Source organism: Streptomyces sp. NPDC006208 (assembly GCF_040613775.1).
Classification (GTDB): Bacteria; Actinomycetota; Actinomycetes; order Streptomycetales; family Streptomycetaceae; genus Streptomyces.
This window is the reverse complement of the sequence record NZ_JBEXSW010000013.1, coordinates 140,683-156,270: the sequence shown is the minus strand read 5'-3', so window position 1 is coordinate 156,270 and position 15,588 is coordinate 140,683. Positions and strand designations below refer to the sequence as shown.

Here is a 15,588-nt window from a genome sequence, read left to right as displayed (position 1 = left end):
TGGAGCCGGCACCCGTCCATGAGGCGGGGGAAGGGTGAGCCCGGGTTCGCTTCAGCTCGCGGGAGGGATGACATTAGTGTGTGCCACACAGTATCGTGTCACCTGTGTCCCTAGAAGAACTGACCCTTAACCAGGCTCAGGAGCTGCGTCGCGGGACGGTCGTTCTGGCCTGCCTGGCGCTGCTCGAAAAGCCGCAGTACGGGTATGCGCTGCTTGAGACTCTCAACGACGCGGGGGTCACGGTCGACGGCAACACGCTCTATCCGTTGCTGCGCCGACTGGAGAAGCAGGGCCTGCTCACGAGCGAATGGAACACCGACGAGTCCCGGCCACGGAAGTTCTACCGGGTCAGCCCCGACGGCTCCCGGGTGCGCACCGGCCTGGTGCGCGAGTGGCAGGACCTCGTCGCCTCGATCTCACGACTCACCAAGGAGAACGGATGAGCACGAGCACGCTCACCGAGCGCTACGTGCACGAGGTTGTCCGGCGGCTCCCGGCCGACCAGCGAGACGACATCGCCGAGGAGCTGCGCGCCACGATCGCCGACACCGTCGAAGGGCGAAGCCCCGCCGACCCGAAGGCGGTGGAGCGCGAGGTGCTCAGCGAGATGGGCGACCCGGTCCGGTACGCCGCTCGTTATGCGGACCGGCCGCTCGCCCTGATCGGGCCCGACCTGTATCCGTCCTACATCCGCCTGCTGGTGACACTGCTGGCCACCGTGCTGCCGGCGATCACCATCGGTCTGATGCTGCTGGAGGTCATGGACACCGATGACCTCGGTGCGGCCATCGGCACCGGCATCGGTACCCTGCTCACGGTCGGCTCCCAGATGATCGCCGTGGTCACCGTGTTGTTCGCGGTGGCCGAGCGGCGGCTGCGCCACAACAAGGGCTCGGCGGCAGGCCCGGCCGCCTGGACCCCCGACGACCTGCCCGAGGTCCGGCAGGCGGACAGGGGCGGCGCCACGGCGGCCGTCGCCGCGGCGGTGTGGGACGCACTGCTGATCGGGCTGATCGTCTGGCAGCACACCGCGAAGCCCTACCGGGCGGACGGCGCCCGCGGGAACGGCGAGCCGATCGAGGTGCTCGACCCGGCCCTGTGGTCGGGATGGATCTGGCCGGTCCTCGCCGGGCTCGCCGGCCTTGTGGCGGTCGAACTGGGCCGGGTGGCCGCGCGAGGCTGGACCGTTCGGCTGGCCGCCTGGTACGCCGTCGGCCAGGCGACGTTCACGCTGTCGCTGGCGTGGGTCCTTCACCAGCAGATGTTCTTCAACCCGGCCTTCCTGGCGGATGTCAAGACGCTCTGGACCACACCGGGGCCGGTCTACAACGGCGCGGCGCTGATCGTGCTCATCATAGGTGCCAGTGCGGTGGTCAAGACCTTCCGCGCGGCGCGTGGCTGAGGGCGACTCAGTACAGAGGGGGCTGTCCGGCTTCACCGCCGGACAGCCCCCTTCGAGTTGGTCTCCGTGGTGGTTCTCAGGCGAGCAGTGAGTCCCTGATCCGGTTCCGGTCGATCTTGCCTGTGGACGTCCTGGGCAGTGGGACGTCCACCGTCTCGATCACGCCGGGAACGGCCGCGCGCACCGTGCGCTCCGCGCAGTACTGCCGCAGCGCGAGTACCCCCACGGAGCCGGCCTCGGCCAGACGTATCCGGGCGTGCAGACGATGCCCGGCCGACGGGTCGGGGAGCGCGACGACAGCGGCCTCGACGACTGCCGGGTGCTCCAGCAGGATGCTCTCCACGCTCTGCGTGCTGACCTGGAAGCCCCGCACCTTCACCAGGAAATCGGTGCGTCCGAGCACGCTCAGCGAACCGTCGTCGTGCCTGCTCGCGATGTCGCCGCTGCGGTAGTAGACCAGACCGGGGACGCCGTCCGGGTGCGTGCCGAACTTCTCGCCGCTCGGTACGTTCACGTAACCGGGGGTCTGGAAAGGGGTGTTGACGAGCAGCTCGCCCTGCCCGGGACCAGCCAGCGCCCGCCCGTCCTCGCCGGTGATCAGCCAGCTCACGCCGGGCAGCGGCAGGCCGATCGGCAGCGGGGCGCTCACCGGCCGGGTGCGATCCACCTCGTGCAGAAAGCTGTTGTTCGTCTCCGTGCAACCGTAGTTGTTGTACCAGCGGGCCTTCGGGAAGACCGTGGACAGCCCGGCCAGCACCCGCGCGGGCATGCTGTCGCCGGCGAAGATGATGCGCTCGGGCGCCTCCAGAGGCTGACCTGCGGCGGTCGCCTCCACGAGGAGCTGGAACAGCAGCGGCACGCCCTGGATCACGGACACACGGTGGTCGGCGACCAGGTCGCGCAGATAGCCCGGCACGGTACCCCGGTCGGGGTCGGCCAGGACGACGGTGCCGCCGTACGCCAGGGTGGTCCACACGTCCAGCAGGCACAGATCGAAGTTGAGGGGCGCGTAGTTGAGGACGGTGGTGCCCGACGTGATCGCGAAGGTCTGCGACGCCCACCGGGCGAACCGGGTGACCGCGCCGGACGTCAGCGGAACGATCTTGGGGAGGCCGGTCGAGCCCGATGTGGTGAGCATGAAACCGACGGCGTCGTCGTCGACGGGAACCGGCGGCGGGTGCTCCTCGAAGCCCCCGGGAGCCGCGGCCGGGTCCACCGCCCGGTCGACGAGCGGGCCGTCGGTGAGACCGAGGACGACCGCACAACCCGCCTGCTGGTACAGCTCCTTCAAAGGCGTGTCGGGCAGTTCGTGGGAGGGCAGCAGGAAACGGCGGCCGGCCATCAAGGCGCCCAGTACCAAGGCCACCGCCTCCGGCGACTTCCGCACACGCAGGCCCACCGGGCGGCAGGGGTCCGGAGCGGCGGCCTCCACCTGGGCGCGGGCCCGGCAGGCCATGGCGTGGAGCTCGCCGTAGCTGACCGCCCGGTCCTCCCAGACGAGCGCGGGCGCGGACGGCCGGGCGGCCGCACGCTCCGCGAACGCCGTCGCGAGCGAGCGGCTCATACGTGTCCCTCCCCGGCCGCCGCACGCGCGGCGGTGGTCGCGATGGTGCGCACCGAGCGGAAGTTCCTGCTGGTCAGCTCCCGGTCGGGCAGAGCGATGCGGTACCGCTCCTCCAGCCATGCCGCGATGTGCAGGATTGCGAGGCTGTCGATCACGGCGGTGGCCAGCAGGTCGTACTCCGCGTCGAGTTCGGCGGCGTCGACGCCGGGCAGGAACCGCTCGACGACGAAGCGGGCGATGTCATCCTCACCAACGGCCGGCGCCGGTGCGGCGTGGGGCTCGACGGGCATGCTGCTTCCCTTCCACGGGTCCGTTCACAGTTCCGTTCCACAGGTTTATGACGTGCTCACACTTCGATGAGCGTGCAGAACCAGTGCATGCCCGGTGCTGCCACACCCACGAGTGCCACAAGGTCCCCCAGTGCCAGCTCGCCGCGCTCTATGTGCTGCCACAGACACACCAGTTGGTCGGCGGCGCCCATGTGCCCGAGCGTGCGGGCCAGCTCGGCGTTGGTGCGCTCGACGGGGATGCCGATCGCGTCGGCTGCCTCGTGGATGGCCTGCCGGCTGTCGTTGAGATGGATGATGCGGGTGAGTTGGCTCCGGTCCCTTCCGGCACGTGCGAGAGCCTCGTCGACCACATCCGCGAGCCGCCCGTTGACCTCCTTCATGAACCCCTCGAAGCGTTCGGGGTCCCGGCCGAAATGGCGGTAGACCGCGACCATCGGGTCCGTGTCCAGGTTGCTCCGGCCCGCGGGCGGTACGGGGGCGGCACGGCCGCCGAACTCGATGCGGAACAGGTCCGCGTACTCCGGGTTGGTGAAGCGTGCGGAGGAGAGCCGGCGCAGGCGTGGGTGGCCGCGCCGGAGGACGACCGCGACCGCGCCGTCACTGGCCACGGAACCGTTGAAGACCATCCGGTTGGTGTGCGTCTCGCTGAGCACATTGACCAGTGCCACCAGCACGGTGCCGGTGCCGGCCGAGAGCGCCATCGCGCCGGCCGCATGGTCGAGCGCCACCGACCAGGCGGCGCACGACTGGGTGACGAGCACCGTGGGAGTGCCGTGCGCGCCCAGTGCCCTGGCCACGGCCGCCGATGAATCCCAGCCCAGGTACTCCGGGACGTCGGAATGACCGACGATGATCAGATCCACGTCGGCGATGTCGAGATCCGCGTTCTCCAGGGCTTCGCGGGCCGCTTCGGCAGCGAGGCCGGTCGCGGTGACGCCGTGGGCCGCACGGTGGTACGAGTCGTACCCCAGGCCACTGACGACCTCGGGATCGGGTACGTACTCGCCTGCCGTTGCGGCCACGCCCCGTCGTTCACCGAAGGCCATGCCGGTCGTGACGATGCCCATCTCCACCGAGGGGGCCGCGTGTTGCTGCACGGCCGGGGCGAAAGAGGCGGAAGAGGAGGGCGGAACGAGATCTTTCATGGGCTTCCTCATGTGGGCCGCGGTGTGGCCGCGGTCAGCTCACGTGGCCTTCGACGGGTGGGTGAGGAGGTCGTCGTCCGGCCGGACCGTGTCCGGCGGGCTCGCGTCCTCCGTACGGGCGGGTCCCGGAAGCTGGTGGGCGGCCGACGGCGGGGCCGGCAGCTCCTGTACCTCGGCCAGGGGGGTGTCCAGGATGTGGAGTTGCCGCCGGGCCAGGTGCAGTGTGAGGGCCAGCAGGGCCATGGCGCCGGCCAGGATCAGGACGGCCCGCTCCACCCCTGCGGCGTCCGCGAGAATGCCCGCCGCCAGCGGACCGACCCACTGCACACCCTGGAAGAGGAACTGACCCGTTGCGGCGACCCGGCCCAGGTACGCGTCCGGGACCAGCCGGACCTCGTACGACTCGGTGACGACGTTCATCGGCACCATGCTGGTCATGCCGACCATCATGACCAGACCGATCTGCCACGGCCGTGGGACCAGCGCCACCACGGCGAAGGACGCCACGAACATCCATGCGGAGAGCAGAAGAACGCGTCGTGCACCGAGCTTCTGCATCAGCCATGGTCCGGCGACGGCTCCGGCGACGCCGCCGGCGACCGCGAGCGAGGACGCGACACCGACCGCTGTGGGCCCGCCGCCGCGGTGGGCCACCAGCACGATGAAGAGCAGGGTGAAACCCTGCGCCACGGTGTTGAGCAGAGCTCCCCAGACGATCGTGAATCTGAGGTAGTCGCTGCGCTTGATGATGCGCAGACCGTCGCCCATGTCCGCGATCAGGCTGGGCCGGTGTTCGGCGCCGGTGTGCCGGTCCGGGCCGAGCGGCCGCCGGATCAGCAGCGAGCTCAGGCTGATGAAGAGGAAGGAGACCGCGTCGAAGAGGAACGGGACCCAGCGGGCCATGGAGTACAGCAGACCGCCGAGAGGGGCGCCGACCAGCTGGGCGACCATGTCGCGGCCCATGATCTGCGCCGTCGCGTTGGGGACCTGCTCCTTGGGGACGATCCGGCGCAGTACTGTCATCGACACACTGGAGCTCAGCCCGGCCGCGAGCCCGCCGGCCAGGGCCAGCGCGTCGAGTACGAGGACCGACGGATCGCCGCGGAACACCAGCAGGGCGACGACGCCCATCGACAGCGCCTCGACCAATGGAGCGAGAAACAGGATGGCGCGGCGCGACACACGGTCCGCCAGCGCTCCACCCACCGCGAGTGTCCCGAGTTTGCCGAGCATGTGCAGGACGGTGATGGTGCCCGCCTGCGCAGCCGATCCGGTCTCGTGGAGCATCAGCAGGGGAAAGGCCAGCAGCGACACGGTGGTGCCGAGCGTGGACAGACCGTTCCCGGACCACCAGTACAGGTAGTCGCGATCGCGCCAGAGCGAAGGGTGCTCCGCCGGAGCGTTCTCCGTCCCGTCGGGACGTGACTGCGCCATCGCCATCCGCCCCCTGTCCGTTCGGGATCCGCTCGTCCGGGCCTGTGCCGTGGACCTGGCAAGCATGCTGGTCGATGCCTCACAGGCCGGGCCAGGCAGCGCACCGGCAACTCATGGGGAGAAAGTTGCCGCTCGCTCCGGAGCCCGGATGCGGGTGGACGGTGTCGCCGCGGGACGGGGGCGTCCTCGCTGCCCGGCCGTCAGATCCAGCCGCGCTTGGCGGCCTGGTACCCCGCCTCGAAGCGGCTGGTGGCCCCGAGCCTGACGCAGAGGTCCGCGACGATCCTGCGCACCGTGCGCAGCGAGACGCCGAGGCGCCTGCGGATGACGTCGTCGTTCAGGCCCCGGGCAAGGAGCCGCAGCAGTTCCTTCTCCCGCGGGCTGAGTCCGCTCTCGTCGGGCTGGGTGGCCGTGCCGAGCGGGACGGCGCTCTCCCACACGCCCTCGAAGAGGGCCGTCAGTGCTTCGAGCGCACCGGGCGTCGAGACCTGCATGACGCTGCGCCAGGGGTCGGCCGGGTCCGCGGGCAGGAGCGCCCTCGACCGGTCGACGACGAGCATGTGGACGGGCAGTGACGGCACCGTCCGCACCGGGCTGCCCAGAGCGCCGTTCCAGGCGGCCCCGAGCGATACTCCGGCGTCGCAGCGGATGCTGTCCGTGGAGATCGTGCGGGTCGAGACGCCGCGGCTGCGGATCTTCCACTCCAGCGACTGAACGGTCTCCAGCCAGCTGCCGGACGGGGCGCCGCCCGGGACGAAGGCGAGCCACTCGGTGTCGACCGTGTCGGCGAGTTCCCGGAGCCGGCCTGCCACGGCCTCGTGACCGGCCACGTACTCGCTTCCGGGCTCCCCGCCGCCGGGATGGACGTCGGCGTACCGGTCGATCAGATCCATGACCGCGACCCGGTCCTCCTCGAACGCCCTCAGCCGGGCCTCGATCCCGCACATCTGCTGGAGCAGGAGGGCCTTGAGCCCGAGGCGCGGATCCACCAGCTCACCGAGTCCGCTGCCGAACGGGCGGAGCAGGTCCAGCTTCTCCAGTCGCTCCAGGGCCGTGCGCACCTCGTCCTCGGACAGTCCGAGTTGTCGCGCCAGGTCGGCTTTGCTCTGGTGTGGGCCGACAACGAGTTGCTCATACACTGCGTCAGTAAGGCTGTCGAATCCTAGCCTTTCCAACATTGAGTCACGCCCCCGTGTTTCCCATTGCTCCCTTGCAACGTGTGCACCATCTTCACATGAGGCACGCTGTTGGCACAGGTGCTCTCTCGCGGAGCGCACACCCACAACGGGCAGTCCACGGCGAGGAGTTCACGAGTGATCGCCGATCTGGTGCCCGACGGGGTCCATGCCTGTGAGGTGTTCGGCGACGCCGGGCCGGAGTCGGCGGTTGAGCTGTTTCCCGCCGAAGAAGCCGTGGTGGACGGGGTGTTCGACGAGCGGCGCAAGGAGTTCACGACGGTTCGGGGCTGTGCCCGCACGGCGCTGGCCCGGTTGGGGGAGACCCCTGAGCCGCTCGTGCCCGGTCCCATGGGTGCCCCGGGGTGGCCGGCCGGGGTCGTGGGCAGCATGACCCACTGCCGGGGTTACCGCGCGGCCGCCGTCGCGCACGCCGCCGACTTCGCCGCCATCGGTATCGACGCGGAGCCCCAGGAACCGCTTCCCGGCGTCGTCGCGGCGCGTGCCGTGACGGACGCCGAGCGCCGCCTGCTCCGGCAGGACTTCCCGATGGCTGCGGAACTGCCGCTCGATCGCCTGGTCTTCTGTGCCAAGGAAGCTTCCTACAAGGCGTTCTCCGCCTGGCTGGGAACCCGTTTCGGCTTCCGGGACTTCACGGTACGGCTGCGCGCCGACGGCACGTTCCGGTGCGTTCCCCCGGGTGTCGCGATGCCCCGTTCTCTCCGGTGCGCGGAAGGCTTCCCGGGTCGCTGGACCGCCCGTTCCGGAATGGTGCTGACCGTGGTGGTCCTCGCGGCGCACGCCGATGCGGAATTCTGAAATGTCCCTCTACGTGAGTATCAGGTGAGTTGGCAGCAAGCGGTCATACGGCGCTTACCTGCCAAGTTCACGGCTCCCACTCGCACGTGTAGTCGAGTAGGGTCCGGTTCTGGCCACGAAGACACACTCCGGGGGAATTTCTCGTGTCGAACGAGGTGATCTGATGCCATGCGGACCTGTGTTCGTGTTTCGTCCGTGTGGGTGACTACTTCAGATCCTTGATCACATGTGAGCGGGGGGAGCCGGATGCCGTCGTATCGGCGGTGGAGGCGGGCGGCGAGCGGGCGGGCGGCTCGGTCCGCGATGGTGACTCCTCGTCATATACCCGTAGTCGTACGGCGTTCATGCGTGCGGAGCGACTCACTCACCTGTGACCTGTGGTGGCGTGCCACGCCAAGGCGTCTTTGTCGGCTGCCCCGCAGCGGACCGGCTCGTCAAAGGGGCGGTGGACGCCGATGCGCGCGCACCGTACGGGATGTGCCGGGGCCGCACACGTCTCATGTCATAAAGGGGGATTCTTTCAATGGTGATGCCCAGTGAGTTTATTTCCTTCGACAGAACTGACATTCATCAGCTGCGCGACTTCCTGCTCAACCAGCGCAGAGTCTCCGGCTGGACGCAGGAGGAGCTTTCCGAGCGCTCCGGCGTCAGCGTACGGACGATCCGCAATCTGGAGACCGGCTCCAACACCAATCCCCGGCGGGCATCCGTGGCGCTGCTGCTGACGGCTCTGGGGGCCGCGCCCGCCTCGCTCTCCGAGCCGGCGCCCTGGGAGAGCAGCGGCTGGACGGTGCTGCCCGAGCCGCGACCGGAAGCGCAGCGCAGTCGCACGGCCACCCTTTCGCCCTGGCACGGTCCCCGGCCGCTCCGTGATCCGCTGGTGGGCCGGCAGGCCGACATGCGCCACATCCTCAGCTCCGCGCAGCGCAGCCGGCTGATCATCCTGACCGGCCCCGGCGGCGTGGGCAAGACCCGGCTGGCTCTGGCGGCGGCCTCTCGGCTGCGGCCGTTGTTCCGGGACGGCGTCGCCGTCGTCGAGCTGCGTGACTGCCCACCCGAACATCTCGACCCCGCCCGCACACGCGCCGAGTTGACGCGCGTCACACAGGATCTGATCGGCGAGGCGGCTCCCTCTCGCGGCGGAGCGCAGAGCGGCAGGCGGCTGCTCGTCCTGGACGGCGCCGAACATGTCGCGCAGCAGACCGCCCGTATCGCGCGGCAGCTGCTCGACGAGCATCCAGGGCTTCATCTGATGGTCACCTCCCGCCGGGCCCTGGCCGCCGGTGCATCCGAGACCTGGGAGGTCGAGCCGCTGTGGGTCGACGGCCAGGAAGGCCGTGACATGACGGTGCCCAGCGCGGTGGAACTCCTGCTGCGCAGGGTGCAGGCCAGTCTGCCGACCCTGGACCTCGCCCACCACCTGCCGCAGGTCACCACGTTGTGCCGGCTCCTCGACGGCGTACCGCTGGCCATCGAGATCGCCGCACAGCGGCTCAGATCGCTGCCGCTGACCTCGCTGCTCCATGAGGAGACTCTCTTCCACCTGCTCGACCAGGCCGACACGGGAGGCCTGAGCGCACACCGCACGCTGTCGGACAGCGTGCGGTGGAGCTACGACCTTCTGCCGGCGCCGCATCGCGAACTGCTGCGCGATCTCGTCGGGTTGCCGAACGGCTTCTCGCTGGACGACGTGCTGACCGCGCAGCCGAGCCGCCGTTCGGGGATGGTGCGGGTCGCGCATCTGCTGGCGGAGCTCGTGGACGCCTCGCTCGTGCAGACCAACCGGGAACGGCAGTACACGTACCGCATCCATGAGCTGGTACGGCATGTCGTGACGCACGCCGAACGGTCCACGGACACCGGGTCCGTGCGGTCCCCGGAGTCCGACTGCCAGGGGCTCGTGGCCGCGGGCCGTGCCGGGTAGCCCGCCGCCCGACCGGAGGCGGCGGGCCGACCGGCTCAGCCTTCCGCCACCCCGGCGGCTGCCTTGACGGCCTGGAGCGAGAAGTACTCCGGGCCGTCAAGGCTCGACAGCATCAGCTCCTCCAGCCATGGGAACAGGCTCTCGTCCAGCTCGGCCGTGGGCTCGAGCCGTCCCAGCAGCCGCTGCAGGACGAGCACCAGCCATCCGGTGCCCCCGGCCGAAGCGCGCTCCTGTTCGAAGGAGTACAGCCAGGTGTAGAGGCACGAGGCCGCCGCGTGGTGGACGCAGTGCTCGGTGGCCCGGTCCTGACCCTCGGCCGTCGCGGCATCGAGCGAACCGGCGGCGATCGGCAGGTAGAACGCCGTACGGCGGGCGGAGAGTTCACCGAGAACCTTGAGGAGCGCGCCGGCCACCGGGGCGGGAAGCTCACACTCCGCGATCAGGCGGGCCTGGGCCACGGCCGGGTCCCAGCCGCGGGTGATCTCGTCCTCACTGGCGTTGGTCAGCCGCAGTGCCCTGCCCGATGGCTGCCAGACCGGGGCCTCCTCGGACCAGTCGAAGAGCCGGCGCAGAACAGCGTCCCCGCCGGGGGCCGGCCGGTCGGCCACCCGGGCCACGGCGGGCAGCTGTGAGGCGATGCTGTGGAGGTTGACGTGCGTGGTCCCCTCGAAGATGCTCGCGATCGCATGGTCGCGCTGGAGCTTCTGGAACGCACCCGAGGCCACACCCTCGCGCAGATAGCTGCGCGCGCCCAGGACCCGTGCGGCCTCCTGCGTGACCTCCTCGCCGAGCGTCGGCACGAGGTACTTGACCACAGAGGACCACAGGCTGAGCCGGGACGGGGCGACCGAGAGCGACCGTGCCACCGGCACTGCCGTGCACTCGGCGATCAGCAGGTCGAGGTATGACCGCACCAAGTGCCGCCGGATGACGGGGATGCGGTAGATCTCCTGCCCGTACAGCACCCGCTCCTGCGCGTGACGCAGGGCGATGCGCAGCACCGAGTCCATGGTGCCGATCGACAGTGCGCCGATCGCCGTGCGCGTGATCTGGAGCACCTGCAGGATCCCGGCCAGACCCGTGCCGGGGCGGCCGACCGGCGCACCGGCGGGCACCCTGGTCTCCCGGAAGGTGATGCCGCTCAGGTCGTGACCGCGCAGACCCACCGTTCTGACGAAGGGATGGTTGTCCCAACTCCCCTCTTCCAGCGTTTGCTTGTCGAGCAGCAGCAGCGACGACCCGATGCCCTCGACGGCCGCGTAGACGGTCACGAAACGGCCCCGGGTGGCATTGCCGACAGGCCACTTCTCCCCGGTGAGGACGAATCCGTCCCCGTCCGGCACCGCTCTCGTCTCGTTGGTCCCCAGGTCGCTGCCGTGGTCCGGTTCGGACACCGCGAAGCACGCGAGGTCACCGTCGAGCATGCCCCGTGCGACGCGCGCCCGCTGCTCCTCGTCGCCCCACAGCCACACCGGGTTGACGCCGAGGAGCGCCGATCCGAACATCACGGAGACCGTCAGATTGCGGCGCGCGAGCGAACGGGTCAGCAGGACGAGCTGTTCCAGGTTCCGCAGCCCGCCGCCGAACGCCTCGGGCACCAGGTACTGCGCGAACCCCCACGACCGGACGAGGTCGACCGCCCCCGGAGGCAGGGCGCCGCTCTCCTCGTGCTCGACCGTCTCGGACCAGCTGAACGGACCGCTGGGTGCGTCCGGGTCGCCGAGCGTCCGCTCGAGGTCCGCGGCCAGTGCGTACGAAGGGCGGTCGAATGCCTGGCGGGTCATGCCGCGGGGTCGTCGACGCCGTAGCGGGCGAAGAGCGCGGCGACGTCCTCGTCGGCGGGGAGCTGCGCCCGGCCTTCCGCCACCTCGGTGGTGACGAACCCGATCACGTCGCTGACGCGCTCCAGCTTCATGGCCTCCTCGGGAGTCAGCGACCGCAGGCCGTACAGATCCTCGAGGTTGTAACCGAGTTCGGCGAGGACGAGGGAGTGGAAGCCGAGATCGCCGACGAGGCGGTGGTCCGGATCGGCCTGGTCGACCTTGCGCGGCGCGATCAGCCGGACCATACCGCACACCACACGGGAGACGGCCTCGGCGCCGATGGCGGCAGGAGTGTGAGTCATGCCGCCGAAGCTAGGCCGGACCCGCACACCGGTCCCAGGCAATGAGCCCGGCAAACACACGGCAACTCGGCCTGCCTCAGGGTGCCTTCCGCCCAAGCTGCCGCCGGGCTGCCTGGCAGGGGAGGGAGGCAGTGGTGAGGCTGGTGGACATGAGCGCCATCGATGCCGTCACACCGAACAGAGGCTGGATCAGCGCCCGGTTCACCGTCGGGCTGCCTCGGCTCAGACTTCTGTGCCTGCCGCACTCCGGGGGAAGCGCGGCGGCCTTCAACGCCTGGCGGCCGTACGTGCCCGAGGGCATCGAGCTGGCCCCGCTGGAACTGCCGGGCCGCGGCTCCCGCATCGCCGAGCCGGTGCCCGAGGCGCTGGAGCCGCTTCTCGAGGCGGTCCTCATCGGCCTGCGCCGCGAACTCACCATGCCGTACGCACTGTTCGGCCACAGCTTCGGTGCGGTGGTGGCGTACGAGCTGACGCGCATGATCGAGCGGGACGGGTTGCGGCCGCCGACTGCCCTGCTGGTCACGGGAGCCCGCGCGCCGCATCTGCCGCTCGCCAGGGCGCCTCTGTCGGACGGCAGCGACGAGGAGCTGATCGCCTGGCTGAGTCACAAGGGCGGTCTGCCGGCCGCACTTCTGGACTTCCCTGACTTCCTGCGGGACCTGCTTCGTGCCGTGCGCGCCGACATGGCCCTCGCGGAGGGCTACCGCATCCCGCAGCCGGTCACCGTGGGCTGTCCGCTCTTCGCCTTCGCCGGCGCCCAGGACGGGGTGAGCACCGTGGCGCAGATCGAGCCGTGGGCGGCGTACACGTCGGGCGTGCACCGGATGCGGGTGCTGCCCGGGGGACACACCTTCCCGCAGACGCATCCCGAGTCGACGCTGTCCGCGGTCCTCGAAGAGCTGGGGCCCTTCTTCCGGGCCGGGCCCCGTCAGTGAGCGGGGCCCGGCCTTCCAGAGGTCAGGCCCTGTCCGGGCGATCTTGTCGGGCCTGCGGCGACGGCTGCGGCGCCTCGCTACGCCTCGGCCCTGGCGGACCTGGGGAAACCCCACGCATCTGACGCCGCAGGCTGATCCTCGAAGATCGCCCGGACAGGGCCTAGTGCTGCACCACGTCGGATCGTCGAGGGTCATACGGCTTCGAGGGGGCTGCCGTCGCAGATCCTTGCCCACTCACGACGCTGCCCAGCCAGCCGAACAGGAAGCCGGCGGGCATCGACACGAGGACGACCGTCTGGAGCGGGAACCAGTCGATGTGCAACTCAGGGAAGAGCGCCAGGGGAGTGCCGGAGAAGACGGGGCTGCAGATCTGCAGTCCGACGGTGCAGGCAAGGCCCCCGTACAGCGTCCAGAGGAGCCCGGCCCGGGTGTAGCCGCTCCAGAAGAGGGAGTACACCAGTGCCGGAAGCAGGCAGGAGGCCGCCGCCGCCAGGGACATCGCCGTCAGGAACACGACGTTCCATCCCTGGACCCAGACCGCCAGGGCGATGCTCAGGATTCCGACCCCGGCGGACGCCAGGCGGGCGGCGGCCACCTCCCGGCCCTCGGTCGTGCGCCCACGGCGCAGCACCTTCGTGTACAGGTCGTGGGCGATCGCCCCCGCGGCCGCCAGGGTGATGCTCGCCACGGCGGCCAGCGTGGTGAGGAACACCGCGGAGGAAACCAGGACGACGAGAAGTGCCCCGTTCGCGTGGGTGGACGTGCCCCCCGCCAGTTCGCCGGTGAGCAGCAGCAGAGCGGTGTTGGCTCCGGGATCGGCGGCCATGATCGCCGGTGCGCCGATCAACGCGGCGGCCGCGAAGCCCATCAGAGCCGTCGTCAGGCAGAAGGTGGCGACGATGCCGATGGTGTGGCGCACCGTACGGCGCGCGGTGGCCGCGTCGGGTGCGGTGCTGAGTTGCATGGCAACGTGTGGCAGGCACGCCACTCCCAGCACGATGGTGATCACGAGGCCGATGAAGTCGAGTGTGCCTTCCAATTCGCCGCTGTCGGCGTAGCGGAGGCCGGGACGCATATAGCCGGCGGGCCGGCCGCTGCCCTGTCCGGCGGCGTCGATCAGGGCATCGGCGCTCCAGTGGAAACGATGGAGCAGCACCGCTGCCACCGTCAGGGCCGCGCCGAGCAGCACGACCGTTTTGATCACCTGAATGACGACCGTGCCGCGCATACCGCCGAACACCGTGGCGCAGACGACCAGTGCGCCGATCATGACGATGGCCGTCTTCTCGGCGCCGGGCCCGCTCATTCCCAGCAGCGCCGTGGTGGTCACGCCCGCGCCGGAGAGCTGCACGACCAGAACGGGGACGCACACGCTCAAGGTCACGACGGCGGTCGCGATCCTCGCCCCCGGCCCCGGTGCCCGCAGGGCGAACGTGTCGCCCAGGGTGTAGCCGGCGTGCTCGCGCAGGGGGCGCGCCAGCAGGAGGAGCACGCCGAGTGACAGCACGGTGCACAAGGCCATGAACAGACCGTCGTAGCCGAAGACCGCAACACTTCCCGTGGTGCCGAGCACCGCGGCCGCGGGCAGGTAGACGCCGGTCAGTACAAGAGCCCCGCGCAGGGGCGTCAGCCTGCGGCCCGCTGTGTAGAAGTCGTTGACCCGGTCCCTCTCGGGACCGCTGAGGACGCAGACGAACAGGATGGGGACGACGAGCGTGAGAAAGCCCAGCAGGACGAAGGCCTGTGTGTCGCTGTCCAGGGCGCCCGGCGCGGCGAGCAGGATCCGCGCATTCATCTGCTCTCCTCCCCGTCCTCCTGAGGAGCCGGGCGTCCGTCCGCGCGGCGGTCGAACCGCGCCGCCGTCAGCACCAGCAGGGCGCCCTGGAAGAGCAGGGCCAGCACGCCGATGCTGGCCTCTCCCCAGACACGGGTGGTCATCAACTCGGCTGCGGAGCAGGCGAGCAGCACGTGCACGGCGAAGGCCGATCCGTTGACCAGGGCGAAGGACATACCCGGGCGGTGAGGCCGCGGACGATGATGAAGGCGGGGGGCGTGCGGGTGGGCCATGGCGGTCTCCGTGAGTTGTCAGGCGGCCCGGGAGGTGGCCCGGATACGGGCCGGCACCGATGCCGGCAAGACGCACCACTGGGCGGCGATCCAGGTCAAGGCCGCGGTGTGGCCGTTCAGTCAGAGGTCAGTGCCGCTCCGGGGTGACGGGCTGCTGCGGCGGGTTGACGGCCCCTGGCGTGGACGGACAATAACGGAACTGGCAGTCACGTATCTAGGGGGAGGGGCTGTCAAATGAACGGTGCAAGCCGAGCAGTCTGCGCGGGGTTACCGAAGGCCGGCGGAAAGGCGGCCGTCGAAGGCCCGGTGGTGGGGCCCGGCGGTGCCGGCGCGGGTGGGCAGCCGGCCATGCCTTGGCCTTCTTCGAGAGCCCACCCGAGTAGCTGGAGCACCACCTGCGCGAGCGCGTGAACGAGCGCGCCCGCGCCCACCGGCCGCAGCTGGACCGGGTCGAGGTCCGCCACCGGGGCGTCATCGCCCGCATCGACGGTGTGCTGCTCGGCGGCGAGGCGCAACTGCTGTGCCGCCTGCGCTTCGGCGGAGCCCCGTACACCTGGCGCTTTGCGATCTGCCTCGTCGGCCGCGACGGCTGAGGCCGCATACGCAGTCGAGGGTTTCTTCAAAGGAGCCGGCCGGTCGGCCGCTGGGCAGCATGTTGTCCCCCCGCTTCCTCAACGGCGCGCCACCGCCTGACTCAGCCACCCTCGA

15 protein-coding genes are annotated in these 15,588 nt (G+C 70.2%); 6 read left to right on the top strand and 9 right to left on the bottom strand.

The features are described from left to right. Nucleotides 1–104: 104 nt before the first annotated feature. A complete protein-coding gene (locus ABZ208_RS13160; protein ID WP_328395316.1) occupies nucleotides 105–443 on the top strand; it encodes a PadR family transcriptional regulator in 339 nt (112 codons plus the stop codon). After that, on the top strand, nucleotides 440–1,402 hold the full coding sequence (locus ABZ208_RS13155) for a hypothetical protein (protein ID WP_356909565.1): 963 nt from the start codon (nucleotides 440–442) through the stop codon (nucleotides 1,400–1,402). The genes ABZ208_RS13160 and ABZ208_RS13155 overlap by 4 nt, the downstream gene beginning before the upstream one ends. Before the next feature lie 76 nt (nucleotides 1,403–1,478). Here ABZ208_RS13155 and ABZ208_RS13150 read toward each other — a convergent pair whose 3' ends face one another. From ABZ208_RS13150 to ABZ208_RS13130, 5 genes are all read right to left on the bottom strand, one after another. Next, nucleotides 1,479–2,966, bottom strand: coding sequence for an AMP-binding protein (locus ABZ208_RS13150; protein ID WP_356909564.1), 1,488 nt, complete (start codon nucleotides 2,964–2,966; stop codon nucleotides 1,479–1,481). Next, complete coding sequence (locus tag ABZ208_RS13145) at nucleotides 2,963–3,256, bottom strand: acyl carrier protein (protein ID WP_356909563.1); 294 nt, start codon at nucleotides 3,254–3,256, stop codon at nucleotides 2,963–2,965. Before ABZ208_RS13145 ends, ABZ208_RS13150 begins: the two co-directional genes overlap by 4 nt. 56 nt (nucleotides 3,257–3,312) lie before the next feature. Further along, the gene (locus ABZ208_RS13140) at nucleotides 3,313–4,401 is read right to left on the bottom strand and encodes a 3-oxoacyl-[acyl-carrier-protein] synthase III C-terminal domain-containing protein (protein ID WP_356909562.1); all 1,089 of its coding nucleotides are present in this window, start codon (nucleotides 4,399–4,401) and stop codon (nucleotides 3,313–3,315) included. 39 nt (nucleotides 4,402–4,440) lie between these two features. Continuing rightward, a complete protein-coding gene (locus ABZ208_RS13135) occupies nucleotides 4,441–5,835 on the bottom strand; it encodes an MFS transporter (RefSeq protein WP_356909561.1) in 1,395 nt (464 codons plus the stop codon). A 200-nt stretch (nucleotides 5,836–6,035) separates the two neighbouring features. Beyond that, nucleotides 6,036–6,974, bottom strand: a complete 939-nt coding sequence (locus tag ABZ208_RS13130) for a LuxR C-terminal-related transcriptional regulator (protein WP_356909560.1) — start codon at nucleotides 6,972–6,974, stop codon at nucleotides 6,036–6,038. 174 nt (nucleotides 6,975–7,148) lie between these two features. Between ABZ208_RS13130 and ABZ208_RS13125 the strand changes: the two genes are divergently transcribed. Together ABZ208_RS13125 and ABZ208_RS13120 are read left to right on the top strand one after the other, a co-directional pair. Beyond that, on the top strand, nucleotides 7,149–7,829 hold the full coding sequence (locus ABZ208_RS13125; RefSeq protein WP_356909559.1) for a 4'-phosphopantetheinyl transferase superfamily protein: 681 nt from the start codon (nucleotides 7,149–7,151) through the stop codon (nucleotides 7,827–7,829). Between the two features lie 523 nt (nucleotides 7,830–8,352). Then, complete coding sequence (locus ABZ208_RS13120) at nucleotides 8,353–9,753, top strand: helix-turn-helix domain-containing protein (protein ID WP_356909558.1); 1,401 nt, start codon at nucleotides 8,353–8,355, stop codon at nucleotides 9,751–9,753. A gap of 35 nt (nucleotides 9,754–9,788) precedes the next feature. On the opposite strand, the gene ABZ208_RS13115 is transcribed toward ABZ208_RS13120, so the two are convergent. Beyond that, nucleotides 9,789–11,537 (bottom strand): acyl-CoA dehydrogenase family protein, encoded by a 1,749-nt coding sequence (locus tag ABZ208_RS13115; RefSeq protein ID WP_356909557.1) that lies wholly within the window; start codon nucleotides 11,535–11,537, stop codon nucleotides 9,789–9,791. Then, nucleotides 11,534–11,878 (bottom strand): acyl carrier protein, encoded by a 345-nt coding sequence (locus ABZ208_RS13110; RefSeq protein ID WP_356909556.1) that lies wholly within the window; start codon nucleotides 11,876–11,878, stop codon nucleotides 11,534–11,536. The genes ABZ208_RS13115 and ABZ208_RS13110 overlap by 4 nt, the downstream gene beginning before the upstream one ends. A gap of 149 nt (nucleotides 11,879–12,027) precedes the next feature. Here ABZ208_RS13110 and ABZ208_RS13105 point away from each other — a divergent pair, with 149 nt between their 5' ends. Continuing rightward, complete coding sequence (locus ABZ208_RS13105; protein ID WP_356909555.1) at nucleotides 12,028–12,813, top strand: alpha/beta fold hydrolase; 786 nt, start codon at nucleotides 12,028–12,030, stop codon at nucleotides 12,811–12,813. A gap of 160 nt (nucleotides 12,814–12,973) precedes the next feature. Here the strand turns inward: ABZ208_RS13105 and ABZ208_RS13100 are convergent, their stop codons facing one another. Both ABZ208_RS13100 and ABZ208_RS13095 read right to left on the bottom strand, forming a co-directional pair. After that, on the bottom strand, nucleotides 12,974–14,608 hold the full coding sequence (locus ABZ208_RS13100; RefSeq protein ID WP_356909554.1) for a cation acetate symporter: 1,635 nt from the start codon (nucleotides 14,606–14,608) through the stop codon (nucleotides 12,974–12,976). Then, a complete protein-coding gene (locus ABZ208_RS13095; protein WP_356909553.1) occupies nucleotides 14,605–14,823 on the bottom strand; it encodes a hypothetical protein in 219 nt (72 codons plus the stop codon). Before ABZ208_RS13095 ends, ABZ208_RS13100 begins: the two co-directional genes overlap by 4 nt. Before the next feature lie 464 nt (nucleotides 14,824–15,287). On the opposite strand from ABZ208_RS13095, the gene ABZ208_RS13090 reads away from it, so the two are divergent. Beyond that, nucleotides 15,288–15,473 carry a hypothetical protein gene (locus tag ABZ208_RS13090; RefSeq protein WP_356909552.1) on the top strand — a complete coding sequence of 62 codons (186 nt, stop codon included), beginning with the start codon at nucleotides 15,288–15,290 and terminating at the stop codon, nucleotides 15,471–15,473. Nucleotides 15,474–15,588 lie beyond the last annotated feature (115 nt).